Genomic DNA, 26,131 nt, shown 5'->3' on the forward strand with positions numbered 1-26,131 from the left:
CGGCGCATGTCCGAGCCGTACGTCGGCGAGATCCGGATGATGGCGTTCGGGTTCCCGCCGCGGCACTGGGCACTGTGCGACGGCCAGCTGCTGCCGATCACGCAGAACGTCGCGCTGTTCTCGATCCTGGGCACCACCTACGGCGGCAACGGCCAGACCACCTTCGCCCTGCCCGATCTGCGCGGGCGCCGGCCGGTCCACGTCGGGACGGCCTACAACCTCGGCCAGACCGGCGGCGCGGAGACCCACACGCTGGGCCTCGCGGAGCTGCCCGTGCACACGCACGTGCCCCGGGCGACGGCGACCGGCGGGCAGCACACACCCACCGGCGCTGTCTGGGCGCCGATGCCGGGCGGCTACGCCCCGACTCCCGACACGCACATGGCGGCGGAGTCCGTCGCCGTCGTGGGCAACGGGCAGTCGCACGAGAACATGCCGCCCTTCCTCACGGTCAACTTCGTGATCGCGCTGCAGGGCATCTTCCCGTCCCGGCCTCAGGAGTCCCCATGACCGAGCCGTACATCGGCGAGATCCGCATCTTCGCGGGGAACTTCGCGCCGAACTCCTGGGCGCTGTGCGACGGCCAGGTGCTGCCCATCGTGCAGAACACCGCGCTGTTCTCGATCATCGGTACCGCGTTCGGCGGCGACGGCCAGACCACGTTCGCCCTGCCGGACCTGCGCGGCGCCGCCCCGGTCGCAGCCGGGCAGGGTCCCGGGCTCGGCCCGTACACCGCCGGGCAGCGCGGCGGCTCGGCGAGCGCCACCCTGACCGTCGCCGAACTGCCGCCGCACACCCATACCGCGACCGGCGCGCCGGTGCGCGGCGACCGCAACAGCCCGGCGGCGGCGTCGTGGGCGGAGGCCGGCCTCGGCCGCGTCGACGACCGCGACTACGGGAGCGCGCCCGACAGCACCACGATGCACCCGGCGGCACTCACCCCGGCCGGCAACGGCCAGCCGCACAACAACCTGCCGCCGTACCTCGTGGTGAACTTCATCATCGCGCTGAGCGGCATCTTCCCGCAGCGGCCGTGACCGCGCCCGCCGTGGCCGGGTCGCGTCATGCGGTGGGGTCGGTCGCACCGCCGGCCGGCGCGTGGGTGGACGTCCGCGTCGGCCGCACCTCACGTCACGTCGTCCAGCTGTGGTGCGGACGGCCATGAGGCCGTAGAGGCACCGGGCGTACGCTTGGGCGGAGCTCGAGTGCTGGGATCACACATGTGCCTCGAAGGCCGAGCAACCGCTTCTTCCGGTCGGACGACCGGCATCACGTTGGGATGTCGTCAGTTTCGGCACGCCGCAACCTGCTGGAGATCCTGCTGCCGGTGACGCCGCCGCCCGTGGGGCTCGGGCTCCTGCTCGCCGCGGTGCTGATCGTCGCCGAGACCCTGGTGCTGTTCGCCATCGACGGCTCCTCCCCGGGCGGTGCGCGGGGAGCGCTCTACCTGGTCGGTGTCCTGGTCGTGGCGAGCGTGTGGGGGCGTGTGCCCGGCATCGCCACCGCGGCCGTCAGCACGGTCGCCTTCAACTACTTCCACGTCGCGCCGACCGGGCGCCTGAGCCTTACGCCGGAGGGCGACCTGCAGGAGCTGGCCGCCTTCATGGTCACGGCGCTCCTTGTCAGCGGCCTCGCCGACCTCGCCCGCTCCCGGACCGTCGAGGCGTTGCGCCGGGAGGCCGAGTCCGACCTCGCTGCCGAGCTGGCCCGGCTCGCGCTCAGCAGCGAGGACCTGCGGTCCGCGCTGGAGGTCACGGCGCAGCGCCTGGCGAGGTGGTTCGACCTGCCGCGCGCCTCGATCGACCTCGACGACACCGCCGGTGACGATCGAGATGTCGCCCTGCCGCTCTGCGACGGACCCACCTGCCTGGGCACATTGAGGATCCCGGCCGACACCCCCGCCGCGGTGCTGGAACGCATCCGGGACCGGCTCGTGCCGCCCCTGGCGGCCGTCCTCCGCACGGCCCGGGACCGTCAGACGATCATCAGCTCGCTCAGGGCGAGCCAGCAGGAGTCCGCGTCGCTCCTGGCGGAGCAGGCCGCCCTGCGGCGGGTGGCGACACTGGTCGCCTGCGGCACCGCGCCGGCGGAGGTGTTCGCCGCGGTCGCGGCCGAGCTCCACCGGCTCTTCGCCGGGTTCAGCACGGCGCTGATCCGGTACGAGACCGACGGCACCGTCACCTCGGTGGCCGGGCTGGACGAGTCCGGCAGCGCGCGGCTCCCCGTGGCGAACGCCCCGATCGACGGGGACAACGTGTCCAGTGCGATCCTGCGCACGGGTAACGCATCGCGGATCGACAGCTACGAGACCGCCACCGGCCCCATCGCCGAGTACATGCGCCGGATGGGCATCCGCTCGGGGGTCGGCGTGCCCGTCCTGGTCGAGGGCAGCATCTGGGGCGTGGCCCTCGTCATGTCGTCGAAGGCGGATCCGATCCCGGCCGATGCCGAGGAACGCCTGCGGGCCTTCACCGAACTCATCGCCACCGCGATCGCCAACGCCGATAGCCGGGCCCAGCTCGTCGCGTCCCGTGCCCGTGTGGTCACCGCGGCCGACGAGGCCCGGCGCAGGATCGAACGGGACCTGCACGACGGCGCGCAGCAGCGGATCGTCTCGCTGGCTCTCGAACTGCGCATGGCCGCGGAGTCGGTCCCGGCCGAGCAGTCGGCGGTCAGGCAGCTGCTGTCGCACAGTGTGCAGGGCCTGACCGAGGTCCACGAGGGCCTCCGCGATCTCGCCCGCGGGATCCATCCGGTGCAGCTGTCGCAGGGTGGCATCTGTCCCGTGCTCAGGACGCTCGCGCGCCGCAGCACCGTGCCGGTCGAGCTCGACCTGCACATCGGGCGCAGCCTTCCCGAGCGGGTGGAGGTGGCCGTGTACTTCGTCGTGTCGGAGGCGCTGACCAACGCCGCGAAGCACTCCCAGGCCTCGGTGGTGCACGTCACGGTGGAGACGGACACGTCGGCGATCCGGCTGTCCGTCCACGACGACGGTACCGGTGGCGCCGACGTGAGCGAGGGCACGGGGCTCATGGGCCTCCGCGACCGGGTCGAGGCACTCGGTGGCCGTCTGAACATCGTCAGCCCGCCCGGGCAGGGAACCACGCTGACGGCCGAGATCCCCATCGACGACGTCGACATGGCCGACCTCGTCCCGCCCGGGGCCGAGCGGCGCAGGAAGTCCGTCTGACGCCATGCCCGTGCCGGGCCTGGTGGGGCTCCCGCGCCGCGATTCAGCGCTCCCGGCGATCGGGTGCATCGGTTCCTGCTGTTGGACAGCGGGATCCGGGTCCAGCAGACTCCGGGTTGGATCACGTCGAGGGAGCAGACCATGGAGTACCGCGCCTTGGGCAGCACCGGCACGGTGGTGTCCGCGCAGTGTCTGGGCACGATGACGTTCGGCAAGGAGAGCAGCGAGGACGTCTCGCATGCCCAGCTCGACCGGTTCGTCGAGCGCGGCGGGAACTTTCATCGACACCGCCGACGTGTACTCCCGGGGCGTGTCGGAGGAGATCGTCGGCCGCTGGCTGGCGGCCCGGCCCGGAGCGCGCGACCGGGTCGTCATCGCGACGAAGGGCCGCTTCCCGATGGGGGACGGGCCCAACGACGCCGGCCTGACCCGCACGCACCTGTCCCGGGCGCTGGAGGCGAGTCTCCGGCGGCTCGGGGTCGAGACCGTCGACCTCTACCAGGCGCATGCCTGGGATCCGCTGACCCCGATCGAGGAGACGCTCGGCTTCTTCGACGACGCGGTGCGGGCCGGCAAGATCCGGTACGTCGGGGTCAGCAACTTCGTCGGCTGGCAGCTGCAGAAGGCGGCGCTGCTGACGCAGTTGCGCGGGCTCGCGCCGATCGTCACGCTGCAGCCGCAGTACAACCTCCTGGTGCGTGACATCGAGTTCGAGCTGGTGGACGTGTGCCGCAACGAGCGGATCGGCATCCTGCCCTGGTCGCCGCTGGCCGGCGGCTGGCTGACCGGGAAATATGCCCGTGACCACGCGCCGATCGGCGCGACCCGCCTCGGCGAGGACCCAGGGCGCGGCATGGAGGCGTACGGCCCGCGCAACGCGCAGGAACGCACCTGGCACATCCTCGACGCGGTGCGCCAGGTCGCCGACGAGCGCGGCGTCTCCATGTCGCAGGTCGCGCTGGCCTGGGTGGCCGCACGCCCCGCGGTGACGTCGGTGATTCTCGGCGCTCGAACGGTCGAGCAGCTCGACGACAACCTCGGCGCCGCCGACCTGCGCCTGTCCGAGAAGGAGACGGCACTGCTGACAGAGGCCAGCACCCCGATCGTGGCCGACTACCCTTACGGCGCCCCGGGTGTGGCCCAGCGCGCCCGCACGCTGCCGTAGCGCCCGGCCGTGTCCGTCTCGTCGATTGTGGTGCCGTCTCCCGTCGAAGCGTTCGGTCGTCTGCTGGACCGGTCGATCGAGCAGATGGCGAGCATCTCGGTGGATGCCCGCGACTTCGACGCGCAACGCATCTCCACGGTCGCCGACGTGTGGGACAACAGCCTGTTGCCGTTTGTCCGTGCCGCGACTGCGGGCGTCGCGTGGCACCGCGGCCGCCTTCGACGGGGTCCGTCTGCTGGGGACTACAACGGCAGGCTCACCGCCGGTGAGGGTCTCGCCGTCGGATCGTCCTCCTGACGTCGATGAGGCCGGCCGTCCAGCGGCCGGTGCGAGCCCCGTCCGCGCTGCTACCACCGTCAGCCGCAATTCGTGTGGAGCGTGTCATCGGAACGTGACCTCGACGTCGAGCCCGCCCTCGGGTCTGGCCCGCGCGGCCAGGTCGGCGCCGTGCGCGCTCGCGACGGCCCGCACGATCGCCAGACCCAGGCCGTGCCCCTCGCCGTGCCCGAGCCGCCGGCCGTGCAACCGCTGGAACGGCTCGAACAGCCGGTCGACCTCGCCGGGCGGAACGACCGGGCCGGTGTTGCGGACCGTGAGCCGTGCCCGGCCCTCGACGGCCGCCGTCGTGACCTCGACCCGCCCGCCCGGCACGTTGTGCCGCAACGCGTTGCCGACCAGGTTGGCCACCAGGCTCCCCACCAGCTGCGGATCACCGGCCGCGGGCGCCGGTGCGAGATCCACGACCAGCCGGACGTCGGCGACCCGTTGCTCGGCGCTGGTGCCCTGACCGGACTCCAGCACGTCGCCGGCCACGTCGGCCAGGTCGAACGGCTCGCGCTGCTCGACTCCTCGCTCGCCGACCGCAAGGGTCAGCAGCGCCTCGATCATCCGCTCCTGGGCCGATCCCAGCGCGAGCACCTCCCGGCAGGCGGCCCGCAGCGACTCGGTGCTCGCGTCCGGGTCGGCCAGGGCGACCTGCAACAGGGCCCGCTCGGCGGTGAGGGGCGTGCGCAGCTCGTGCGACGCGTTCGCGACGAAGTGCCGCTGCGCCGTGAACGCCGCCTCCAGCCGCTCGAACAGTTCGTCGAGCGTGCTCGCCAGCTCCGCGAACTCACCCCGGCGATCGGCCGGGCCGAGCCTTCGGTGCAGGTTGCTCGCCGAGATGTCCCGCGCGGTCGCCGTGATCTCCCGCAACGGCTGGAGGAACCGGCCGGCGACCACCCAGCCGAGCACGATCGACACGATCAGCAACACGGCCATCGAGACCGACCAGGTGTCGAACGGGAAGGGTGTCGACGTCACCGGCTGCGGCGCGGGCGCGGGCACGGTCCCCACCGGAGCTGTCTCCTTCAAGCCCATCAGCGGGACGGTGAGCAGCGCGGCACCGGCGACGCAGAACGGACCGGCGTAGAGCAGCATGAGCTGCGTGCGCAGGGTCAGGCGGCGGATCACGACTCGCCCACCCGGTAGCCGCCCTCACGGACCGTATGGATCACCGGCGGATCGCCGAGCTTGGTCCGCAGCCGGCGGACAGTCGTCTTCACCGCCGTGGTGAACGGGTCCGCGGCCTCGTCCCACACCCGCTCCAGCAGTTCCTCGGCCGGCACCGGGCGCCCGCCCGCCGCCAGCAGGCACTCCAGCACCGCGAACTCCTTCGGACTGAGGTCCAGGCGCCGCCCGCCACGCGACGCGACCCGCAGCCCGGTGTCAACGGTCAGGTCGCCGGACTCCAGCACCGGTGGCACCAGTGCCGCGGGGCGGCGGGCCAGCGCTCTGACCCTGGCCACCAGCTCGGCGAAGTCGAACGGCTTCGGCAGGTAGTCGTCGGCGCCCAGCCCCAGCCCGTCGACCCGGTCCTTCACGGTGCTCGACGCGGTCAGCATCAGCACCCGGCTGCCCTGCTGCGTGGCGACGATCCGGCGGCACACGTCGTCGCCGTGCGTGCCCGGCACATCGCGGTCGAGCACGACCACGTCATAGCGGGTGACCGCGAGGTGCTCGAGGGCGTCGTCGCCGTCGAGCACAACGTCGACCGCCATACCCTCACGCCGCAGCCCGGTCCCGATCGTCCGGGCCAGGATCTCGAAGTCCTCCACCACCAGCACGCGCATGCCCCAACGATGCCAGGCCGCCGGTGACAGCCAGGTGTCATCCGCCGGCACCGTGCTGACACCGCCGCCCGCGTAGAACCGGACCCATGATTTCCGTGAACGGACTCCGGAAGCGGTTCGGCGCGACGACCGCCCTCGACGGGATGACCTTCACCGTCCGGCCAGGGCAGGTGACCGGATTCGTCGGCCCCAACGGTGCCGGCAAGTCCACCACCATGCGGATCGTGCTCGGCCTCGACGCCGCCGACGCAGGTGAGGCCCTGGTCGGCGGAAGGCCGTACCGCACACTCAGTGACCCGCTGCGACACCTCGGCTCACTCCTCGATGCCGCCGCTCTGCAGCCCGGCCGCACCGCCCGCAACCACCTCCTGTGGCTCGCGCACTCCCAGGGCCTCGGCGCGCGCCGCGTCGACGAGGTCCTCACTCAGGCCGGCCTGAGCGCCGCCGCCCGGCGCCGTGCCGGCGGGTTCTCGCTCGGCATGCGGCAGCGGCTCGGGATCGCCGCCGCACTGCTCGGCGATCCGCCGGCGCTCATGCTCGACGAGCCGTTCAACGGCATGGACCCCGAGGGCATCATCTGGATGCGCCGCTTCCTGCGGGCCCTCGCCGCCGAGGGCCGCGCCGTCCTGGTCTCCAGTCACCTCATGAGCGAGCTGCAGGACACCGCGGATCATGTCGTCGTGGCCGGGCGCGGGCGCGTCATCGCCGACGCGAGCGTCGCCGAGCTGCTGGCGGCCGCGTCGGACGGCCGGATCACGCTGCGTTCCTCGTCGGCGGGCGCCGCGGCGGTGCTGACCGAGGCCGGTGCATCGGTCACGCCCGGCACCGACGGCACGCTGACCGTCAGCGGCCTGCCCGCCGAGACGGTCGTCGCCGTGCTCAACCGGCACCAGGTGCCGTTCTCCGAGGTGACCGCGTACCGCGCGTCGCTGGAGGACGCATACCTGGAGCTCACCCGCGACGCCGTCGACTACCGCGCGGAGGAGGTCCGATGACCGGGTTCTGGAGATGCCTGCGGTCCGAGTGGACCAAGTTCCGGACCGTCCGCGGCTGGGTCGCCGCGGCCGTCGCCGCCGCCGGTGTCGTCGTGGCGCTCGGGCTCCTACCGGGCCTGCAGGGCTCGTGCGGGCGCAACGGCCCAGGGTCGGAGTGCGTGCTGCCGGTCGGGCCCGGCGGCGAAGAGGTCAGCGACAGCTTCACGTTCGTGCACCGGCCGCTCACCGGCGACGGCAGCATCACCGTGCGGGTCGCGGCGCTCACCGGCCGGCTGCCGGGCAGCGAGCCGGACCGGTCGCGGCCGGGCGTCGTGCCGTGGGCCAAGGCCGGTCTCATCGTCAAGGACGGCACCGGGCAGGGCTCCAGTTACGCGGCGGTGATGGTCACCGGCGGCCACGGTGTGCGGCTGCAGCACGACTACGTCCACGACCGCGCCGGGAGACCGGGCGGTGTCACCGCCGACGCTCCCCGCTGGCTGCGCCTCACCCGAGCCGGCGCCACCGTCACCGCCGCCGAGTCCGCGGACGGGACCACGTGGACCGCGGTCGGCAGCGTCCGCCTCGCCGGGCTGCCGGCGACCGTGGAGGCCGGGCTGTTCGTGACCTCGCCGCAGTACACGGAGGCGGTCGACGACGGGTTGCTGTCCGGCGCCATGGGCGGGCCCAGCGAGGCGACCGGCACCTTCGACCACGTCGGTCTGGCCGGCGGCTGGTCCGGGACGGCGTGGCGGGACGACCGCATCGGCGGGCCGGGCAACGGCCCGGCGGCGGACGGCGAAGGCGTCACGCACAACGGCGACGTGGTCCAGGTGACCGGCTCCGGCGACATCGCACCGGCAGTGCCCGGCGCGGGCGGCATCGGCGCGACGGTCACGCAGACGCTCGTCGGCACGTTCGGCGGCCTCATCGTCGTGGTCGTCCTCGGCGCCGTGTTCGTCACCGCGGAGTATCGTCGCGGGCTCATCAGGACGACGTTCTCGGCGGCGCCGAGCCGGCTGCGGGTCCTGGCCGCGAAGGCTGCCGTCGTCGGCGTCGTCACGTTTTTCAGCGGGCTTGCCGCCGCGGCCGTCGTGGTCTCCATCGGCCAGCGCGTGCTGCGCGCCAACGGCGTCCACGTCCACCCGGCGTCGACGGCGACCGAGCTGCGGGTCGTGGCCGGCACCGCCGCGCTGCTCGCCGTGGCCGCGGTCCTGGCGCTCGGACTCGGCGCGCTGCTGCGCCGCGGCGTCATCGCCGTCACCACGGCCGTTGTTGTCATCGTCATGCCGTATGTGCTCGCCATGACCGTCCTGCCCGCCGACGCCGCGCGGTGGCTGCTGCGGGTCAGCCCGGCTGCGGCGTTCGCGCTCCAGCAGGCGGCGCCCGAGTATCCGCAGGTGGCGAACCTCTACACGCCCGCCGACGGATACTTCCCGCTCGCGCCGTGGGCCGGGTTCGCCGTCCTCGCCGGATGGGCCGTGCTCGCGCTCACCGCGGCGGCGGTCATGCTGCGCCGGAGGAACGCATGAGGTCCGCACTGCACGCGGAGTGGACCAAGCTGCGCACCGCTCCCGGCACCTTCGCGCTGCTCGTCGCCGTCGTCGTGGCGACCATCGGGGTGAGCGCCGCCGCGTCCGCCTGCGACGGGCCGGGCTGCGGCGCGGACCTGCCGCGGCTGAGCCTCACCGGCGTCCAGCTGGGCCAGGCGGTCGTGGCGATCCTCGCCGTCCTGGTGATGGGCAACGAGCACAGCACCGGCATGGTCCGGGTCACGCTCACCGCCCTGCCGCGCCGTGCCAGGGTCCTGGCGGCCAAGGCGGCGGTTACGGCCGGCGCGGTCGCGGCCGCCTCGGTGGTCGCCGTCGCCGGTGCGGTCGTCGTGAGCCGCACGCTGCTGCCTGCGCACACGTTCGTGCTGCGGCCGGCCGCCGGTTCGGTGCTGTATCTGGTCCTCGTCGGCCTGCTGAGCCTCGGCGTCACCACCGCGGTCCGCAGCCCGGCGGCCGCGATCGGGGTCGTCCTCGGCCTGCTGTATGCGCTGCCGATCGTCACGACCGTGGTCACCGACCCGGAGTGGCAGGATCGGCTGCGGCGGTTCGGCCCGGCGACCGCCGGCCTGGCGGTCCAGGCCACCACCGGCGAGCCTGTCATCGGCCCGTGGAAAGGACTCGGCGTCCTTGCCCTGTGGGCCCTCGGCACACTCCTGGTCGGTGGCGTGCTGTTCGCCCGGCGTGACGCATGACGGGGCGCCCACATCGTGAAGGGATGACGTCGATGATCGAGCAGCCGTTGCGGGGCGGGTTCGTCAGCGGCCCCGTCCGCGTCGGGGACACCGTGCGGAAGCCGCCGCCCCGCGACGCCGCCTTCGTCCGCCGCCTGCTGGACCACTTCACGCGGCTGGAGTGGTCCGGCGCGCCCCGGTTCCTCGGCGCCGACCCGCAGGGCCGTGACATGCTGAGCTTCATCGACGGTCACGTGCCCTGGCAGCACGGGCGGCAGCCGGCCGAGGTCCGGTCCGTGGAGAGCCTGGCCGGCGTGGCGCGGCTGGTCCGCCGGTTCCACGACCTGACCGAGGGCACGGCCCTGGCCGGCGACGACGAGGTGGTCTGCCACAACGACCTGTCGCCGAAGAACACCGTGTACCGGGATCACGGCGCCGGGCTGCGGCCGGTCGCGTTCATCGACTGGGACATCGCCGCACCTGGGCGGCGGGTGCACGATCTCGCGCACGTCTGCTGGCAGTATGTCGGCCTCGGCCCCGATCTGCCCGACGCTGCGGAGGCGGGCCGGCTGGTGCGGGTGGTCGCTGATGCGTATGGCGGTGACGACCGCGCCGAGTTGGTCGACGCGATCCTGTGGTGGCAGGAGCGGTGCTGGCGCGGGATCGAGGCCGCCGCGGACGCGGGCGAACCGGCGATGATCTGCCTGCGCGACCAGGGCGCCGCGGACGAGGTGCGCGCCGCGCACGAGTGGACGGCCCGCAACGCGGACGTGCTGCGGCGGGCGCTCGATGTGCCGTAGCCGACCCGGCCGGCGGCCGGCGTGGACCGGTTCCGGCCCATCATCCCGCCGGATCACTCGATCCAGCGTGATTCGTACAGGTGATCGAAATGTGCTGTATGCTGCGGCAATGGCGACGTCGGACAGCGGCATCAGCGGCCGTCAGCAGCGCATCCTCGCGATGATCCGCAGTTGGATCGACGAGCACGGTTATCCGCCCACCGTGCGGGAGATCGGTGCGGCCGTCGGGCTCGGGTCCACCTCGTCCGTGGCCCACCACCTCAAGGCCCTCGAGCGGCAGGGACTGCTGCGCCGGGCGGCACGCGGACCGCGAGCGGTCGACGTTCGCGGCGCCGGGCACGGCACCGGACCCGGCGGCACGCACGCCGGTGGACGCGATGCGGGTGTGCGGGTGCCGGTCGTCGGCACGATCGCCGCCGGTGGGCCGATCCTCGCCGAGCAGGTCGTCGACGACGACCTCACGCTGCCGTCCACCCTGGTCGGTCACGGCACGTTGTTCGCGCTGCGCGTCAAGGGTGATTCGATGATCGAGGCCGCCATCTGCGACGGCGACCTCGTGGTCGTGCGGCAGCAGTCGGTCGCCGAGAACGGCGACATCGTGGCGGCGATGCTCGACGGCGAGGCGACCGTGAAGGTGTACCGCACCCGCGACGGCCACGTGGAGCTGGTGCCGCGCAACCCGGCGTATGACGTGATCCCCGCCGATGGCGCGGTCGTCCTCGGCAAGGTGGTGTGCGTCCTGCGCCGCATGTGACACGCCACTGCGGGGCGGTGGTCTTCCCGGGCGAGCGGATCGGGGTGTCAGCGTGGCGAGGCGTACGCCAGCGGCACCGGTGTCGGCTGGTCCGCCCAGGTGCCCGTCAGGCTTGCCCGGCCCGACGGTCCGGCAGGCGCCGCTGCGCCGCCGGCCAGGTCCAGGGCGCGCACCACGGCCAGGGTCACCGTGTCGGTTTCGATCAGCGTCGGATCGCCGTCGACGACTCGGCGGACAGCCCCGGCGGCCAGGCCGGGGCCGCCGGGGGCGGTGACCGTCATACTGGCCGCGCGCTGCTGCAGCTGGCCGTCTACCTCGAGATACTCCACCGCTTGGCGGGTGTCGCCCAGGATCGCGCTCGCGAGGACGGTGGCGTAGAGGGAGTCGCCGCAGGCGTCATACACCCAGCGCTTGCCCAGCACCGAATGGTCCGTCGTGCCGATGAGCCACGCCTCGGCGGCGGCGAGCGGGGCGCCGCGATACGTGAGCGGGACCTGGAAGACCGCGCCGTCGCCGGCGCTCACCAGCATGGCCTCGATGCCCACCTCGCCGGCGGGGTCGTCGAAGCGGTACGCCGCCACACGGGCCAGGGCGCCGGCGTCGCGGTCACCGTGCCAACCCTGGGCGGGCAGCCAGCCTGCCAGCAGTTCCAGCTTCGAGGGAGTCAGCTCAGCCCGGTGCAGCAACGCCATGTGGTGCATCCTAGGGGCGCCGCCGCCCGCCTCGATCGGCGAGTGCTCGCGAAGCCGGGGCCGGGGGAGCAGCGCCGAAGCGGTCGGCAGCAGTTCGGCCGCGCTGCCCGCCAGGCCGTGCAGCAGCACGACAGGTTCGCCGCCCGCGCCGCCGTGCAGACACGACAGCCGCGCCGGGCCGTGCAGCTCCACCCGCTCCGGCACGGCGGCCTCCCTCCGGTGCCTAGCCGCGCGGCAACTCGTCCTCCACCACGAACGAGGCCCAGCACTTCGGACCCATGAGGTTGATGCTCATCACGACTCCTTGGCCGGGCGGTTGAGCCACCGCTCGACGATCTGCTCGAGCGGTGCGGGGTTGACGGAATGGAACTTGTAGCGCCCTTCCCGCCGCGACACGACCAGCCCGGCGGCCTCCAGCAGCTCCAGGTGCTGCGAGATCGCCTGCCGTGACGAGGTGATCCGGTGCTTCATGGTCAGGCGTGAGCAGATCTCGAACAGGGTCTGACCGTCGCGCTCGGTCAGCTCGTCGAGGATCTTCCGGCGGGTCGGGTCGGCGATCGCCTTGAACACGTCACCGTTCTCCACGGCATCGATTATATGCAAGTAGTCGCTTGCCTATCAAGGTGGGCAGACTCGCGCCGTTCCGGTGCCTCGCCCTCGACTACGTCCCGGCGGCTCCGTCGGCCGGGTTCGACAGCTGGGAGCAGCGGCTGCGTCACTTCGCGGTGCCCGAGGACGAGTGGGACGACGGCGCGGCGATCGAGGACCCGTCCGGCACCGGCCGCGGATCTCGTTCTGACGACGGGTTGTCCGCCGCGGATACGCTTGCGGCATGCTGCAGGCCAGGAAGACCAGTGTCTGGCGGAGCCGCTACGAGGTCGTCGCCGACGGCCGCCCGGTGACCACGTGGGACGGCGCGTTCTGGAACAACGGCGGCGACTTCACCCTCGACGGCCGGCGTTACGAGGTGCGCGGCAACGCCTGGGGGAGCCGGTTCACCATGGTCGACGGCAGCGGCGCGCAGCTCGCCCGGGCCGAGCGCGTCGGCCGCAAGCGCTGGACCGTCGAGGCCGGCGGCCGGGTGCACCACTTCCAGCGCGCCTCGGTGTTCGGCAGCGAGCAGGAGCTGGTCACCGACGGCCGCCGGGTCGGCTCGGTGCGCTGCACCAGCGTCTGGCGCGGCGACGTCACCGCCGACCTGCCCGGGCTGCCGCTGCCGGTGCAGATCTTCGTGCTCGGCGTGGCCGTCGCGATGTGGAACGCGCAGGCGGCAGCGTCTGGCGCGGGGGGCTGACGGCCGCGTCCGCAGGAAGCGCGCCGCGGTCGCCTCGGGCAGATGACGCAGGCGGAGCGCGGCTCGGCGACGGCGGCGGACCGCACCTGCGCGGCCTCGCCCGGCAGCGCCGCGCACCGCGGCCTCGCCCGGCAGGCGGTCCGCCGGTCGGACACGCCGCGGACCTCGCCGATCAATGCCATGTATCCCGGTATGGGCGATTACGATCGTTTCGTCCGGAGTGGGCGCTGAGTATCTTGGGGGACCCCATGCGCGGTGGTCGTTCGTTTGTCGTCGTCTCGACGGTGGCGGCGGTGGTGGCGGGAACGGCGACGACGGCCGGTGCCGCGGCGCGGAACACGGTCGCCGTGTGGCAGATGAACGAGTCCGCCGGCGCGCGGACGATGGTGGACAGCGGCGGCCGCGGGCTGCACGGCGCTGTCGGCGGCGAGATCGTCACCGGCGTGCGGACCGGCGGCGCGACGGGGTACCACTTCAGCCGCCTGGCACCGGACACCCCGCCGCCGCACCCGCGGCACCTGGTGACCGTGCCCGACAACGCGGCCCTCGACCCCGGCACGCGCGACTACGCGGTGACCCTGCGGCTGCGCACGACGGGCAAGTTCGGCAACCTCGTCCAGAAGGGCCAGGCGACCGTCGCCGGCGGCAACTTCAAGCTCCAGATCCCCAGCGGCAAGGTCCAGTGCCTGTTCCGCGGCTCGTCGGGCTCGGTCATCGTGACCGCGCCGCGGGCCATCAACGACGGTCGCTGGCACACGGTCCGGTGCGAGCGCACCGCGTCGGGCCTGACGCTCGCCGTCGACGGCCAGACGGTGGCGCGCCGTGCCGGCCGTACCGGCGCCATAGCCAACTCCTGGCCGGTCTCCATCGGCGGCAAGACCAGCTGCGACCAGATCGACGTCGGCTGCGACTACTACTTCGGCGACCTCGACTACATCGCCATCGAGGCGGGCTGACCGGCGAGGGGAAGCCGCTCGCGGACGGCCCGTCCCGCCGGGTGGCCGGGCCCGTGCGCGGTCTCGGTGACGAGCAGGGCGGCGGCCACCACACCACCTGCGGCCGCCGGCCGTCGTATCCGACCCGTGCCGTCGATGGTGCCAGGGCGCCGCCAGGTGCATAGGGTGTCGTCGTGGACGACACCCGGGCGGATGCCTACCTGGAGCGGATCGGTGTGGACCGGCCCGCCCGGCCCGACCTCGACGCTCTACGGCGGCTGCAGCGGGCGCACCTCGGCGCCGTGCCGTTCGAGAATCTCAGCATCCACCTCGGCGAGCCGGTCGTGCTCGAGGAGGCGGCGCTGCTCGACAAGATCGTCGACCGGCGCCGCGGCGGGTTCTGCTACGAGCTCAACGGCGCGTTCGGTGCGCTGCTGCGGGCGCTCGGCTACCGGGTGACGCTGCACTCGGCGCGGGTCTGGGGCGGCGGGCGGTTCAGCGCGCCGTTCGACCACCTGGCGCTGCGGGTCGAGCTCGACGCTCCCTGGCTCGTCGACGTCGGGTTCGGCCGGTTCTGCCACCATCCGCTGCGCCTCGACGCGCGTGGCCCGCAGTCCGACCCCGGCGGCGTGTTCGAGGTCGTCGAGCACCCGGGCGCCGCCGGGCCGCCGGACCTCGACGTGCGCGGCGAGAGCGGCTGGGAGTACCGGCTCGACCAGCGGCCGTACGACCTCTCCGACTTCGTCCCGACGTGCTGGTGGCACCAGACGTCGCCGGCGTCGCACTTCCCGCGGTCGCTCACCTGCTCGCGCCTCACCGCGTCCGGCGGCCGCGTCACGTTGAGCGGCACCACGCTCATCACCACCGACGGGGAGACGCGCAGCGAGCGGGTGCTGTCCACCGAGGAGGCGCTCAGCGCGTACGACTCGGAATTCGGCATCGTCCTGGACCGCCTGCCGGTGGTGGACCGGTGAGCCTGGAGCTGCACCGCAACCGCCGGTCGCTGGCGCTCGGCGTGCTGGTCGCCCTGGCGGGCCTCGTCGGCCTGTTCTGCGCGTGGAACGCCGCCAACACCCTGAGCACCGTCTTCTACGCGATCTTCGGCGGGCTGGCCGTGCTGCTCGGCGCCGGGCTGGTCCGCGAGGAGTTCCGGCCGTTCCGGTTCGGCGTCGGCGCCGAGGGCCTGACCCTGACGGGCGGCACGGTGCCCTGGCCGGAGGTCGTCTCGGTCGCGCTCGACGAGCCGGTCAGCGGCCCGGGCGGTCCGTACGTCCGCCTGGTGACCACCGACGGCGACGAGCGTGTCGTGCTGAAGCTCGACGACGTGCGGGAGTCGCGGGCCGAGGTGGCGGAGGTGCTGGAACGCCACGGCGGCGCCCGCTTCACCGACGCGCCCCGGGAGCGCCGGACCCGCCTCGCGCTGCCCGACTTCCGCATCGTGCTGCGGGGGTACGAGCGGGGCCACGTCGACGCGCTGCTGCGCCGCGCCGGCGACGCCCTCCTGCCGGGCGGCGAGCACGACCGTCCCGCGGTGCGGGCGAGCATCGACGAGGCCCGCCTGCCGGTCGCCGGCCGCGGCTACGACCGCGAACAGGTCGACCGCGCCCTGCGCGCGATCACTGTCAAGCTGCTCGGCGAACCCTGACGGCCCGGCGCCGCGCGGCGCCGGGACCGTGACGGTCACTCGACCGGGGCGTCCGCGGCCCACACCCCGAGCGCCACGATCAGCAGGATGAGCGCCAGCACCGCGCCGGCCACGATCGCGCCGGGCCGCAGCAGCACCGGCTGGCCCGGGTCGAGCGGCGCCGGCAACTCGGCGGCGACGCCCGGGGTCGGTTGCGGCGGGGCCAGCCGCAGCACCTTGCGCAGCCGGATCCGGTCGATGAGCAGCACGACCGGGATGCCGAGCGCAGCGACGCCCCACCACCCGCCCAGCAGCGTCCGATTGGCCCGGCGCCGGAACGTCGCCAGCCCACAGGAGCGGCACATCCAGCCCCGGTTGAACGACATGACGTAGAAGATCAAGATGCTCATGATCGACTGGAACGTGACGCGGACCGCCGGATGCGAGCCGCAGAACTGACACTCACCCGCGGCGGGAGGGCGGAGGCCAGCCGGAGCCATGGGAACGGACATGCTCTTTTCCCCTCGTGACTGCCGCATGATCTTCGATGCGGCAGCGGAGACCTTAGCGCATGTCCAGCCGCTGCAGTGTCCCGTCATCCTCGGCACCGTCGAAGAAGCGGTCCAGCACGCGCCGGAACACCGGCTGGTCCGGCTGCGCCCGGTGGAACAGCGTCATCGAGGAGCCCAGCTTCATCGCGTCGATGCCGCCCAGGATCTGCCCGGCGGTGTGCTCGGTGTCGGCGAGCAGCAGCCCGGCGCACTCCACGAGGCGCGGGCCGAGCACCGGATGCCGCAGATACGCGCGGGCCTCGTCGAGCGACGCGATGGCGTAGCGCCGCGCGGTCGCGCTGCGCCCGAGCCCGGCGATCTGCGGGAACACGAACCACATCCAGTGGCTGCTCTTCCGGCCCCGCCGCAGCTCGGCGACGACCTGCGGGTAGACGCCGTCCTGAGCGTCGACGAACCGGGACAGCTGGTACGGATCGTCCATGACCCGACCCTACGTCGGGCGGCTCCGCCATCATCGGCGGCCCGCTGGACCATCCGCGATCCGCTCCGCCGGCGCGGTCACCGGGTCGTCGTCGAGCTCGGGCACGGGATCAACCGGCCCGGTCCGGGACCGGCCCGAGGATCGCCGCGAACCGCTCCTCGGCCAGGTCGAGCTGGTGGAAGATGTGCTGCTTCACCAGCCGGGACAGCGGTGTGTCCGGCCGGCCGACGAGCTCCCGAAATACCGGGACCAGCGGCCGGTACTTCGCCGCCGACGTCGCCACCTTCGGCCCGGTGGTGTGGATGACGCCGACGCCGTTGTCGGTGAAGTCGGAGACCTTGATGACCCGCGCCCACGGCTCCCGGTCGAGGCTCTCCTGCACGTGTTCGCGGTACTGCGCGTTCTTGTCCCGGCCGGGGTCGTACTCCGGGTTGGTCACCGCCTCGACGAGCCGGGCGGTGCGGGCGCCGAACCGGGTGGCCAGGACGGCGACGGCCGCGCCGGCGGGGGCGCCCGGCCGGCCCGCCAGCTCCTCCGGGTGGTCCTCCACCGAGTCGTGCAGCAGCCCGGCGGCGATGACGTCGACGTCGTCGACCTCGTAGTGGTGCATGATGCGGATCGCGACCCGCAGCAGGTGGTTGAGGTACGGCTCGCGGACCCGCCGGTCGTCGCGGTGCAGGTCGGCCGCGAGCGTGAACGCGTCGCCGAGGCGCTGCCGGGACGCCTCGTCGAAGCGCTGGATCTCCAGGCGGAACCGTTCGCGGAGCCCGGCCTCCCCGTAGATCTCCGTGATCGCGTGCATCGGCATCGTGGCGAGGTACGACGGGAAATCCATCATCAACGTATAGCGGATCTCCGCAAGGCGAAGCGTTGCAGGCCGACCGTCGCGGCCTGCAACGGCTCTGTGTCAATCAGTCATCGGCGTCACGGCCGAAGCGGAGCGCCGCCTCATGACAGGGCAACCGGGGCGCCGAGCTTGGAGAGCGAGCTCGCGGCTTTGGTGGTGCCCCAGTCCAGAACTCGGCCGGTGTTCGCCTCGACGACCGCGATCAGCTTCGTTCCGGTGACCGACGTCGTGCCCTGCAGCGCGCGCCGTGAGAAGGTGCCGTCGACCTCGACGACGTAGACCGGCTCGTCCGTGTCCACCTCGGCGGACATGACCGAGCGGGCTGCCTCCCGGCGGGTGCTTTGGACAAAACGCATCGCACCTGGTGCGGCGTCACCGGCGACCCCGGCAAGGCGTCGAGCGACAGCCGGAAGCGCTTCCCGGGCGGTGCCAGGCAGTGACGCGTCCGTCTCAGTCGCGGAACTGGGCGGAGGACCGCCGCATGCCCACCGTGGTGTCCAGGCGGCGACGGAGCCGGATCCGACGCTGGCGTTCAGGACGAGTGGGTCGCCTTCGATCGAGCGGTTCGGTGAGACAGTCCCCCAGATGCCTTGAACACGGTCCCGGTACATCCAGTTACGCGCAGAACCGTCCAGCGCGACGCGATCTGTCGTCGCCTCGGCGCCGATGGACGCCACACCCGGGTATGCGCCGACGGAGGACCCGCCCACACGCCGGCCGCCGTTGTAGACGCCCCACCAGCCGTTTCCCTCCCAGTAGAAGCTGACGTTCGTCCACGTCCGAACGTACGCCGGGCCGATGTAGTGCTCGTAGTAGGCGGCACCGACGTTGTCGGCCCAGAACCAGATGAAACCCTGCTCCTTGCCCGGGCTGTAGGTCAACGTTCCTGCCGTCATGCCGATTTCGACCCACGCGGGTATCGACGTGTTGACCTGTGTCCGGAGCCACATCTCCAGGTTGATGAAGTCCCGGCGGCGATCTTCGACGTGCAGGCAGTTGACGTAGAGGTCGGCGCCGATCGCATGCAGGTTGTCGTACTGATTGAGCACGCCTCGGGCGTAGCAGCGGCTGGACCCGTCGTGTCTCGGGCAGCCACTGCCGGCCGACGCCGGACCCGCGGAGACCAGCAGTACGGGAATCGTGGTCGCCAAGAGGGCAACCAGCTGCAGCATGGCTGTCCTCCGGAAGGCGGCCAGTCGCCGTGTCGTCAGCCGTCCACGCCCGCGTCGGGCAAATAGCCGGCTCGCCGAGCAGCGTCCGCGGCCTTTTGATGCCGAACCGTCACTTCGACGTCGCACGTCTGTCCGGTCCTCCTCGTTCGTGTCCATGGTCGACAGGATCGATCCACGACCCTTCGGAATTCCTTCACCGGCCATGCATCAGCAGGTCGAGCCCGCGTCAACCACGTGTGCGGCGTATGTGCCGACGGTCTCGCCCCGGCTGATGAGATCGACCTCGACGGCATCGAGAGTGAGGATGCACCGATGGTCGGTTTCGACGACGCGATCGCTCATGAAGTGCAAAAGATGGATGTGTGCGTCCTCGGCAAGCTGGAAGTCGCTTCCGGCGGACGAATGGTCCATCTCGGCCATCCTCGGCAGCAGGTCGTCATCGCGGCGTTGGCCGCGAACGCCAATTCGTTCGTCTCCGTCGACGAACTCATCGAGCGCGTCTGGTGGGAATCTCGACCACAACGTCCGCGTGACGCCCTCCACTCATACATCAGTCGGCTCAGGCGTCTGCTGCGCGCAGCAGACGCCGTCACGGTGGATCACCAACCGGGCGGATACCGGCTGACCGTTGCGGCGGCTCATTTCGATCTTGCCCGGTTCCGCCGCAACGCGAACCACGCCCGCACCGTCAGCGACGGCGAAAGCCTGCGTCTGTTCGACCTGGCGCTGGACGAATGGCGCGGTGAGGCGTTCGCCGGCATCGACGCGCCCTGGTTGGACGTCCTGAGGGGGCAGTTGGCCGAGGAACGTCTGGGCGTGTTCCTCGACCGCAACGAAAGCGCGCTGCGTTTGGGCCGGCACGCCAATCTGCTCCCACAGCTCATTGGATACGCCGAGCGGTACCCGTTCGACGAGCGGGTGGCCGGGCAGCTGCTCATGGTGCTCTACCGGGCCGGCCGGCAGTCCGAAGCGCTGAATCGGTACGAGAAGCTACGTCGAGCGCTCGTCAAAGAACTCGGCACCGACCCGGGCCCGTCACTTCAGGAGCTGTACAAGCGCATACTTTCCGCCGATCCGTTGCTGTTCGGCCGTGCGACCATCCCCAAGGCGACCGTCCGCCAACTGCCGACGGCGCCGGCGGTGTTCGTCGGACGCGCGAAACCTCTCGAGCAACTCACGCGCGTCCTACTGGATTCCGGGGTGGCCGGCAGTTGCCCAATCGTGGTGATCACCGGGCCCGCGGGCATCGGCAAGACCTGGCTGGGGCTGCGATGGGCCCATGACAACCTTGACCGGTTCCCAGATGGACAGATGTTCCTTGATCTACGCGGTTCGAACCCTGCCGGCCCACCGATCACGCCCGAACTCGGGTTGAAGGCGTTGCTCAGCAGTCTGGGAGTTCCGCAAGACGCTCGCGCGCCGGACCTTGCGGCGCAAGCCGCACACTATCGCTCCGCTCTGGCAGGTCAGCGCGTGCTGCTCGTGCTGGACGACGTCGGAAGCGTCGACCAGGTGCGGCCTCTGTTGCCGGGCTCCGACGGCTGCGCCGTCGTCGTCACGAGCCGGGCCGGACTTCACGAACTGTCGGTACACGAAGGGGCGCAGCCGGTCCGTCTGTCCGGCATGCCGCACGAGGAGGCGATTGCTCTTTTCGCCAAACGCCTGGGCGGTGACACGGTCGCTGAGGCGACGCCGTGGGTCGAGCGTGTCGTCACCGACTCCCTCGGTGTGCCCCTGCTCCTGGCCCAGGCCGCCGTGCGGGCCTTCACGTTGCGAGCGTCACTCGCCGAGAACCGCAGCAAGAACAGCCGCCCCTCGCCGCTCGCCGACCTGCTCGGCCGCACCCGCGGCGCCCTGTCCGCGCGGCTCGCCCCGATCGAGCGGGCCGGCCGGAGCGCCCGCCGGCAGCTCGGGCCCGACCGGCGCCGGGTGGAGGTGCGCCTCACGGCGGAGGGCAGCGCGGCCTTCGAGCGGCACGCGAGCGTCAAGGGGCGCGGTGCGACGGCGCTGCTGTCGGTCCTGACCGCCGAAGAACGGCAGACCCTGGCGGACCTGCTGCGCAAGCTCGTGGTCGCGGCCGAGTCGGGCGACGGGACGGCCACCGGCGGGTAGGCGGTCACCCCGCCGGTGCGGGGTGGCCGGCCTCCGCCGTGGCGACGATGGGCACATGACGACTGCGCAGCGGGCACCACGGACGGTGATCGTCACGGGCGCCAGCCGTGGCATCGGCGCGGCGATCGCCCGGCGGATGGCCGACGACGGCTACGCGGTGATCGTCAACTACGCCGTGGACGCCGGCGGCGCGGAGTCGGTCGCGTCCGCGATCAAGGCGTCCGGCGGGCGGGCCGTCACCGTGCGCGCCGACGTCGCCTCGCCCGACGAGGTGGCGGAGCTGTTCCGCCGCGCCCGGGACGAGCTCGGGCCGCTCGCCGCGCTGGTCAACAACGCCGGCACGGCCGGCGCCGAGGCACGGGTCGAGGACCGGGACGCCAACGAGCTCACCCACCTGATGCAGACCAACGTCGTCGGCCCGGTGCTGTGCGCCAAACATGCGATCGAGGCGATGTCGACGCACCGCGGCGGCGACGGTGGCTGCATCGTCAACATCGCCTCGATCGCGGCGCGCACGGGCGGCCTGCCCGGCCTGGTCCCGTACGCGGCGACGAAGGGCGCCCTGGTCACCCTGACGAAGGGCCTCGCCAACGAGGTCGCCGACGACGGCATCCGGGTCAACAGCGTCTCGCCCGGCCTGGTCGAAACCGAGATGGCACACCGGCCGGGTGCGGAGGCGGCCGTGGAGGCGACCCCGCTGGGCCGGATGGGCCGCCCCGAGGAGGTCGCGGCCGCCGTGTCGTGGCTGGTCTCGCCGGCCGCCTCGTACATCACCGGCAGCGACATCACGGTCTCCGGCGGCCGCTGATGCGCACGCCGCCGGTGACCGTCGCCACGCACGAGGTGCACCGCCTCACCGTCGACATCGACGCGTCGTACGACGACTTCCGCGCCCGCTACGAGGAGGCGGTCCCGCCGCTGGACGAGCGTGTTGTCCAGCTCATCCAGCAGGGCGCCGGCTGGTCCACCGTCAGCGAGGCGACCCGTGCGAACGCGCCGTACGGCTTCGTCCGGTACTGGCGGATGGACGTGAGCCCGCTGATGCGGCTGGCCGGCCACGACGTGCCCGGCACGGAGTACCTGATGGGCAACCACCTGATCGCCGAACGGATGTACGCCGAGGAACCGGCGATCCTGCTCCACGCCCCGCTGCGCGCCGCGATCCACGGGACGGCGGGCGGCGCGGCCCGCTTTGTCATCGACCAGCCGAGCACGATGTTCGCCAGTTTCGGCAAGCCCACCGTCACCGAGTGCGGCAGGACCCTGGACCGCAACCTCGCCGTCCTGCTGAACCACCTCGGCGCCCCGGTCCCCGCCCCGCTCACCGCCTCGTGACGCCGCGGGCCGCCGGGATCAGCCCTTCGCCTGCTGGTTGAACCGCAGCATGTTGCCGGCCGGGTCGCGGAACGCGCAGTCCCGCACCCCGTACGGCTGGTCCATCGGCTCCTGGAGCACCTCGGCCCCGCTCGCCGCCACCTTCTCGAACAGCGCGTCCACGTCGTCGGCCTCGAAGACCAGGCCGCCCAGCGACCCCTTCGCGAGCAGCGCCTTGACCGTCTGTGCGTCCTCCGGCGACCGGCCCACGCCGGCGGACTGCAGGACGATGCCGAGCTCGGGCTGGGCCTTCGGGCCCACCGTCAGCCAGCGCGCGGACTCCATCGCGACGTCCTGGCGCACCTCGAGGCCCAGCGTGTCGCGGTAGAACGCGAGCGCCGCCTCGTGGTCGTCGACCTCCAGGAAGGTGTAATGCAGTGTCAGCTCCATGCCTCGAAGGCTACGGGGCCGGGTTGACCGGTGCTTCTTTATTCCTGCTCGGTCTGGTGACGAGCTTGACCCAGCACGCCGGGACGACCGCGAGCGCGCTGTGGTTGCGCGCGCGGTATGCACTCGGACTCTCCCCGACCAGCTCGGTGAACCGGGTGCTGAACGAGCCGAGCGAGGTGGCGCCGACCGCCATGCAGACCTCGGTGACGGACAGGTCGCCCCGGCGCAGCAGCGCCTTGGCGCGCTCGATCCGCCGGGTCATCAGGTAGGAATACGGGGTCTCGCCGTAGACCGTGCGGAACTGCCGGGCGAAGTGGGCCGGGGACATCAGCGCGGTGCGGGCCATCGCGGGCACGTCGAGCGGGCGCGCATACTCCCGGTCGATCAGGTCGCGGGCCCGGCGCAGGTGCTTGAGGTCCTCCGGGGTCACCTCGCCAGCATCCCACACGGACCGTCGGCGCGACGATTCCGGCGACGCGGGGTGCACGCACAAGGTCCTCCGGAGACACTGAAGCCTCTGCGCTCCTGCAAGGGAAGTCAAGGACCTTGCAGAAAGTCGCCGGACGCCTTTCTGTAAGGCCAGTTGACCAGCAGAAATGTCTAGGAAGTCCTGCCGTTTCTTGCAATGATCCACACCGTGGCGTCGTTGGGAAGCATGTCCCCGTCGAGCGCCCCGCTGCCGAAGACCCACGCCTCCTCCCCGCGTTGATCTTGCAGTTGATCAACGCGGGAGGTGGGGAGGGGGATCGGGGTGCCGGAGAGGTTCACGACGCAGCGCAGGCCGTCGCGCTCGAAGTCCAGGACGCCCGGCGGGCTCTCCCGCCACCGCAGCGGGCCGGTGAACGTGCGGCGCAGGCGCAGTGCCTCGCGGTACAGCTCCAGGGTCGACGCGGGATCGCCCGCCTGCGTGTCGGCCGCGAGCGCGGACCAGGCCGGCTGGGGCAGCCACGCCGCGCCGGTGGGGGAGAAGCCGAACGCCGGCGCCGCCGCCGACCACGGCAGCGGCACCCGGCAGCCGTCGCGGCCGGGGTCGGTGCCGCCGGAGCGGAACCAGACCGGGTCCTGGCGGGCCTCGGCGGGCAGGTCGAGCACCTCGGGCAGGCCGAGCTCCTCGCCCTGGTAGAGGTACACGGAGCCGGGCAGCGCCAGCATGAGCAGCGCCGCTGCGGTGGCCCGCTGCAGGGAGCCCAGGCGGGTCACGTGCCGCTGCACGTCGTGGTTGGACAGCACCCAGGTCGTCGGCGCGCCGACCGGGTCCGCGGCGTGGATGCACGCGTCGATGACCCGCCTGAGCTCGGCGGTGTCGTCCCACGGCGCCTGGAGGAAGTCGAAGTTGAACGCCTGGTGCAGCTCGTCGGGCGCCACGTACCGGGCCAGCCGCTGCGGCGTCGACGCCCACGCCTCGGCGACCGCCATGCGCTGCCCCGGGTACGAGTCGAGGATCTTGCGCCAGGCGCGGTAGATCTCGTGCACGCCGTCCTGGTCGAAGTACGGCAGCTCGTCCTTGCCCAGCAGGCCGATCTGGCCGGTCCGGCCGACCGGCGGGTACCCGGCGCGCTTGGCCATCCCGTGCGCCACGTCGATGCGGAAGCCGTCGACGCCGCGGTCGAGCCAGAACCGCAGTACCGACTCGAACTCCACCCGGACGTCGGCGTTGTCCCAGTTGAGGTCGGGCTGGGCCGGGTCGAACAGGTGCAGGTACCACTCACCGTCGGGCACCTGGGTCCAGGCCGGGCCGCCGAAGACCGACTCCCAGTCGTTCGGCGGGCCGCCGTCCGCGGCCGGCGGGAGGAAGTGATACCGCTGGCGGGCCGGCGATCCTGGAAGATCTTGCAACGCTTCCACGAACCACGGGTGCTGCGCGGAGGTGTGGTTCGGCACCACGTCGATGATCACGCGGAGACCCAGTTCGTGGGCGCGGGCCAGCATCGCGTCGAAGTCGGCGAGGGTGCCGAGCGTCGGGTCGACGTCGCGGTAGTCGGACACGTCGTAACCGCCGTCGACCATGGGGGAGCGGAAGAACGGGGTCAGCCAGACCGCGTCGACGCCCAGGTCGCGCAGGTACGGCAGACGGTCGCGCAGCCCGGCCAGGTCGCCGATCCCGTCGCCGTTGGCGTCGGCGAAACTGCGGACGTAGATCTCGTAGATGGCGGCGGTACGCCACCAGGGGGTTTCAGGCACAGCAGTGTCCTCCGATAAGGGGTATTTCGGATTTGTCGCTGCGGACGGCGCGCCGGACCGCCACCCCGGGGGTGCCGACGAGTCGCAGCGGTGTCAGTCGCGCCTGGCGATGCCCGTCGAGCCGCGCACCACGAGCTCCGGCACGAAGAGGTACTCCGAGTGGGGGCTGGGCTGGCCGTTGATCGCGTCCACGAGCGACTGGGCCGCCGCGTTGGACATGGCCCGCACCGGCTGGCGCAGCGTCGTCAGCGGCGGGTCGGTGAACGCGATCAGCGGTGAGTCGTCGTAGCCGACGACCGACACGTCGCCCGGCACGGACAGGCCGCGCGCCCGGGCGGCCCGCACCGCGCCGAGCGCCATCAGGTCGGAGCCGCAGACGAGGCCGGTGACGCCGCGTTCCAGCAGCCGGTCGGCGGCCGCGTGGCCGCCCTCGACCCCGAACAGCGACAGTTCGACCTGCTCCGGCAGGCCGTGCCGGCGCATCGCGGCCCGGTAACCGGCGAGCTTGCGCTGCACCGGCAGATACCGCTCCGGCCCGCTGATCAGGCCGATGCGGGTGTGCCCGAGCGAGGCGAGGTGGTCCACCGCGAGCTCGCTCGCCCGGGAGTCGTCGCAGGAGATGCCCGGCGCCTCGAGCCCGTCGACGTAGCCCGTGACCAGCACGATCGGCAGCGGCCGGTCGATGAGCTTGCGGTAGCGGTCGTGGTCGGCGCTGGAGTCGGCGTGCAGGCCGGAGACGAAGATGATGCCGGCCACCGAGCGGTCCAGCAGCATCTCCACGTATTCGTCCTCGGTGACGCCGCCGGGCGTCTGGGTGCACAGCACGGGCGTGTAGCCGTGCCGGGACAGTGCCGACTCGATGACCTGCGCGAACAGCGGAAAGATCGGGTTCTCCAGCTCCGGCGTGACGAGGCCGACGAGGCCTGCGCTGCGTTTGCGGAGCCGTTCGGGGCGTTCGTAACCGAGCACGTCGAGTGCGGTGAGCACGGCGTGCCGGGTGTCCGCACTGACCCCGGGCCGGTCGTTGAGCACCCGCGAGACGGTCGCCTCGCTGACCTCCGCCTGTCGGGCGATGTCGGCGAGGCGTGCTCGTGGAGCGTCCATGGCCATGCGACGACTGTAAGCGGCGAACGGCGGTTTTTGAAAGTGAGATGGAAGCTCTTTCATTCCATGCAAGTTGTTGCTACGGTTCCGAGCCACCGGCAATCGATCGACACCCCTGCACGACCGCCGGGCACCCTCCATCAACGCGGCACGCGGCCCTGCGGGTCGCGCGCTGCCTGCTGAACAGGAGTCCCTTCG

General features: G+C 72.2%; 30 protein-coding genes and 2 pseudogenes. 20 read left to right on the forward strand and 12 right to left on the reverse strand.

Annotated elements, in window-relative coordinates; translation table 11 throughout:
- Positions 1–6 precede the first annotated feature (6 nt).
- The 7 genes and pseudogenes from Dfulv_RS24395 (at position 7) to Dfulv_RS24415 (ending at position 4,652) form a co-directional block, all read left to right on the forward strand.
- Entirely contained in the window at positions 7–510 is a 504-nt protein-coding gene (locus tag Dfulv_RS24395; RefSeq protein WP_259867182.1) for a phage tail protein, read from the forward strand.
- A complete protein-coding gene (locus tag Dfulv_RS24400) occupies positions 507–1,037 on the forward strand; it encodes a phage tail protein (protein ID WP_259867183.1) in 531 nt (176 codons plus the stop codon). Before Dfulv_RS24395 ends, Dfulv_RS24400 begins: the two co-directional genes overlap by 4 nt.
- A gap of 242 nt (positions 1,038–1,279) precedes the next feature.
- A pseudogene (locus tag Dfulv_RS48900) lies at positions 1,280–1,615 on the forward strand (DUF4118 domain-containing protein); the annotation flags it as partial.
- Positions 1,604–2,437 (forward strand): annotated as a pseudogene (locus tag Dfulv_RS48905) (GAF domain-containing protein); the annotation flags it as partial. The pseudogenes Dfulv_RS48900 and Dfulv_RS48905, both read left to right, overlap by 12 nt.
- On the forward strand, positions 2,414–3,190 hold the full coding sequence (locus Dfulv_RS48910; protein WP_406568028.1) for a sensor histidine kinase: 777 nt from the start codon (positions 2,414–2,416) through the stop codon (positions 3,188–3,190). The pseudogene Dfulv_RS48905 and the gene Dfulv_RS48910, both read left to right, overlap by 24 nt.
- Before the next feature lie 238 nt (positions 3,191–3,428).
- On the forward strand, positions 3,429–4,355 hold the full coding sequence (locus Dfulv_RS24410) for an aldo/keto reductase (RefSeq protein WP_259867187.1): 927 nt from the start codon (positions 3,429–3,431) through the stop codon (positions 4,353–4,355).
- 9 nt (positions 4,356–4,364) lie between these two features.
- A complete protein-coding gene (locus tag Dfulv_RS24415) occupies positions 4,365–4,652 on the forward strand; it encodes a hypothetical protein (RefSeq protein WP_259867188.1) in 288 nt (95 codons plus the stop codon).
- Positions 4,653–4,736: 84 nt separating this feature from the next.
- On the opposite strand, the gene Dfulv_RS24420 is transcribed toward Dfulv_RS24415, so the two are convergent.
- Positions 4,737–5,807, reverse strand: a complete 1,071-nt coding sequence (locus Dfulv_RS24420) for a sensor histidine kinase (RefSeq protein ID WP_259867191.1) — start codon at positions 5,805–5,807, stop codon at positions 4,737–4,739.
- On the reverse strand, positions 5,804–6,466 hold the full coding sequence (locus Dfulv_RS24425; protein ID WP_259867193.1) for a response regulator transcription factor: 663 nt from the start codon (positions 6,464–6,466) through the stop codon (positions 5,804–5,806). Before Dfulv_RS24425 ends, Dfulv_RS24420 begins: the two co-directional genes overlap by 4 nt.
- Positions 6,467–6,552: 86 nt before the next feature.
- Between Dfulv_RS24425 and Dfulv_RS24430 the strand changes: the two genes are divergently transcribed.
- From Dfulv_RS24430 to lexA, 5 genes are read left to right on the forward strand one after another with little or no spacing between them, the layout of a single operon-like run.
- Complete coding sequence (locus Dfulv_RS24430) at positions 6,553–7,461, forward strand: ABC transporter ATP-binding protein (protein WP_259867195.1); 909 nt, start codon at positions 6,553–6,555, stop codon at positions 7,459–7,461.
- Entirely contained in the window at positions 7,458–8,969 is a 1,512-nt protein-coding gene (locus Dfulv_RS24435; RefSeq protein WP_259867198.1) for a DUF1349 domain-containing protein, read from the forward strand. Before Dfulv_RS24430 ends, Dfulv_RS24435 begins: the two co-directional genes overlap by 4 nt.
- A complete protein-coding gene (locus tag Dfulv_RS24440; protein ID WP_259867201.1) occupies positions 8,966–9,682 on the forward strand; it encodes an ABC transporter permease in 717 nt (238 codons plus the stop codon). The genes Dfulv_RS24435 and Dfulv_RS24440 overlap by 4 nt, the downstream gene beginning before the upstream one ends.
- Positions 9,683–9,705: 23 nt before the next feature.
- The gene (locus Dfulv_RS24445) at positions 9,706–10,461 is read left to right on the forward strand and encodes a phosphotransferase family protein (RefSeq protein ID WP_259867203.1); all 756 of its coding nucleotides are present in this window, start codon (positions 9,706–9,708) and stop codon (positions 10,459–10,461) included.
- The gene (gene lexA / locus Dfulv_RS24450) at positions 10,451–11,215 is read left to right on the forward strand and encodes a transcriptional repressor LexA (protein WP_406567983.1); all 765 of its coding nucleotides are present in this window, start codon (positions 10,451–10,453) and stop codon (positions 11,213–11,215) included. The genes Dfulv_RS24445 and lexA overlap by 11 nt, the downstream gene beginning before the upstream one ends.
- 47 nt (positions 11,216–11,262) lie before the next feature.
- Here the strand turns inward: lexA and Dfulv_RS24455 are convergent, their stop codons facing one another.
- Entirely contained in the window at positions 11,263–12,111 is an 849-nt protein-coding gene (locus Dfulv_RS24455) for a CG0192-related protein (RefSeq protein WP_259867207.1), read from the reverse strand.
- Positions 12,112–12,201: 90 nt separating this feature from the next.
- The gene (locus Dfulv_RS24460) at positions 12,202–12,492 is read right to left on the reverse strand and encodes an ArsR/SmtB family transcription factor (RefSeq protein WP_259867209.1); all 291 of its coding nucleotides are present in this window, start codon (positions 12,490–12,492) and stop codon (positions 12,202–12,204) included.
- 247 nt (positions 12,493–12,739) lie between these two features.
- Between Dfulv_RS24460 and Dfulv_RS24465 the strand changes: the two genes are divergently transcribed.
- The 5 genes from Dfulv_RS24465 to Dfulv_RS24485 all read left to right on the forward strand — a co-directional run bounded on the left by Dfulv_RS24465 (position 12,740) and on the right by Dfulv_RS24485 (position 15,781).
- Positions 12,740–13,201 (forward strand): hypothetical protein, encoded by a 462-nt coding sequence (locus Dfulv_RS24465; RefSeq protein ID WP_259867211.1) that lies wholly within the window; start codon positions 12,740–12,742, stop codon positions 13,199–13,201.
- Positions 13,202–13,243: 42 nt separating this feature from the next.
- Positions 13,244–13,432 (forward strand): hypothetical protein, encoded by a 189-nt coding sequence (locus Dfulv_RS24470; protein ID WP_259867213.1) that lies wholly within the window; start codon positions 13,244–13,246, stop codon positions 13,430–13,432.
- Between the two features lie 17 nt (positions 13,433–13,449).
- Entirely contained in the window at positions 13,450–14,157 is a 708-nt protein-coding gene (locus Dfulv_RS24475; RefSeq protein ID WP_259867214.1) for a laminin G domain-containing protein, read from the forward strand.
- 173 nt (positions 14,158–14,330) lie between these two features.
- On the forward strand, positions 14,331–15,110 hold the full coding sequence (locus tag Dfulv_RS24480; protein ID WP_259867216.1) for an arylamine N-acetyltransferase family protein: 780 nt from the start codon (positions 14,331–14,333) through the stop codon (positions 15,108–15,110).
- Positions 15,107–15,781 carry a hypothetical protein gene (locus tag Dfulv_RS24485; protein ID WP_259867219.1) on the forward strand — a complete coding sequence of 225 codons (675 nt, stop codon included), beginning with the start codon at positions 15,107–15,109 and terminating at the stop codon, positions 15,779–15,781. Before Dfulv_RS24480 ends, Dfulv_RS24485 begins: the two co-directional genes overlap by 4 nt.
- A 35-nt stretch (positions 15,782–15,816) precedes the next feature.
- Here Dfulv_RS24485 and Dfulv_RS24490 read toward each other — a convergent pair whose 3' ends face one another.
- From Dfulv_RS24490 to Dfulv_RS24505, 4 genes are all read right to left on the reverse strand, one after another.
- The gene (locus tag Dfulv_RS24490; protein WP_259867222.1) at positions 15,817–16,170 is read right to left on the reverse strand and encodes a hypothetical protein; all 354 of its coding nucleotides are present in this window, start codon (positions 16,168–16,170) and stop codon (positions 15,817–15,819) included.
- A gap of 154 nt (positions 16,171–16,324) precedes the next feature.
- Positions 16,325–16,753: a DUF1810 domain-containing protein gene (locus Dfulv_RS24495; protein ID WP_259867224.1), complete on the reverse strand. Its 429-nt coding sequence runs from the start codon at positions 16,751–16,753 to the stop codon at positions 16,325–16,327.
- A 109-nt stretch (positions 16,754–16,862) separates the two neighbouring features.
- The gene (locus Dfulv_RS24500; protein ID WP_259867908.1) at positions 16,863–17,588 is read right to left on the reverse strand and encodes an HD domain-containing protein; all 726 of its coding nucleotides are present in this window, start codon (positions 17,586–17,588) and stop codon (positions 16,863–16,865) included.
- A 113-nt stretch (positions 17,589–17,701) separates the two neighbouring features.
- The gene (locus tag Dfulv_RS24505) at positions 17,702–18,772 is read right to left on the reverse strand and encodes a hypothetical protein (RefSeq protein WP_259867226.1); all 1,071 of its coding nucleotides are present in this window, start codon (positions 18,770–18,772) and stop codon (positions 17,702–17,704) included.
- Positions 18,773–19,084: 312 nt separating this feature from the next.
- Between Dfulv_RS24505 and Dfulv_RS24510 the strand changes: the two genes are divergently transcribed.
- From Dfulv_RS24510 to Dfulv_RS24520, 3 genes are read left to right on the forward strand one after another with little or no spacing between them, the layout of a single operon-like run.
- Complete coding sequence (locus Dfulv_RS24510) at positions 19,085–20,884, forward strand: BTAD domain-containing putative transcriptional regulator (RefSeq protein ID WP_259867228.1); 1,800 nt, start codon at positions 19,085–19,087, stop codon at positions 20,882–20,884.
- 55 nt (positions 20,885–20,939) lie between these two features.
- On the forward strand, positions 20,940–21,692 hold the full coding sequence (locus Dfulv_RS24515; RefSeq protein ID WP_259867230.1) for an SDR family NAD(P)-dependent oxidoreductase: 753 nt from the start codon (positions 20,940–20,942) through the stop codon (positions 21,690–21,692).
- On the forward strand, positions 21,692–22,219 hold the full coding sequence (locus tag Dfulv_RS24520; protein ID WP_259867232.1) for a hypothetical protein: 528 nt from the start codon (positions 21,692–21,694) through the stop codon (positions 22,217–22,219). Before Dfulv_RS24515 ends, Dfulv_RS24520 begins: the two co-directional genes overlap by 1 nt.
- 18 nt (positions 22,220–22,237) lie before the next feature.
- Here Dfulv_RS24520 and Dfulv_RS24525 read toward each other — a convergent pair whose 3' ends face one another.
- From Dfulv_RS24525 to Dfulv_RS24540, 4 genes are all read right to left on the reverse strand, one after another.
- A complete protein-coding gene (locus tag Dfulv_RS24525; protein ID WP_259867234.1) occupies positions 22,238–22,648 on the reverse strand; it encodes a VOC family protein in 411 nt (136 codons plus the stop codon).
- Positions 22,649–22,658: 10 nt separating this feature from the next.
- Positions 22,659–23,078 (reverse strand): helix-turn-helix transcriptional regulator, encoded by a 420-nt coding sequence (locus Dfulv_RS24530; RefSeq protein ID WP_259867237.1) that lies wholly within the window; start codon positions 23,076–23,078, stop codon positions 22,659–22,661.
- A gap of 170 nt (positions 23,079–23,248) precedes the next feature.
- Positions 23,249–24,829: a glycoside hydrolase family 13 protein gene (locus Dfulv_RS24535; RefSeq protein ID WP_259867239.1), complete on the reverse strand. Its 1,581-nt coding sequence runs from the start codon at positions 24,827–24,829 to the stop codon at positions 23,249–23,251.
- A gap of 93 nt (positions 24,830–24,922) precedes the next feature.
- A complete protein-coding gene (locus Dfulv_RS24540; RefSeq protein ID WP_259867917.1) occupies positions 24,923–25,933 on the reverse strand; it encodes a LacI family DNA-binding transcriptional regulator in 1,011 nt (336 codons plus the stop codon).
- Positions 25,934–26,131: the final 198 nt, after the last annotated feature.

It is taken from the genome of Dactylosporangium fulvum (genome assembly GCF_025137375.1).
Lineage (GTDB): Bacteria > Actinomycetota > Actinomycetes > Mycobacteriales > Micromonosporaceae > Dactylosporangium > Dactylosporangium fulvum.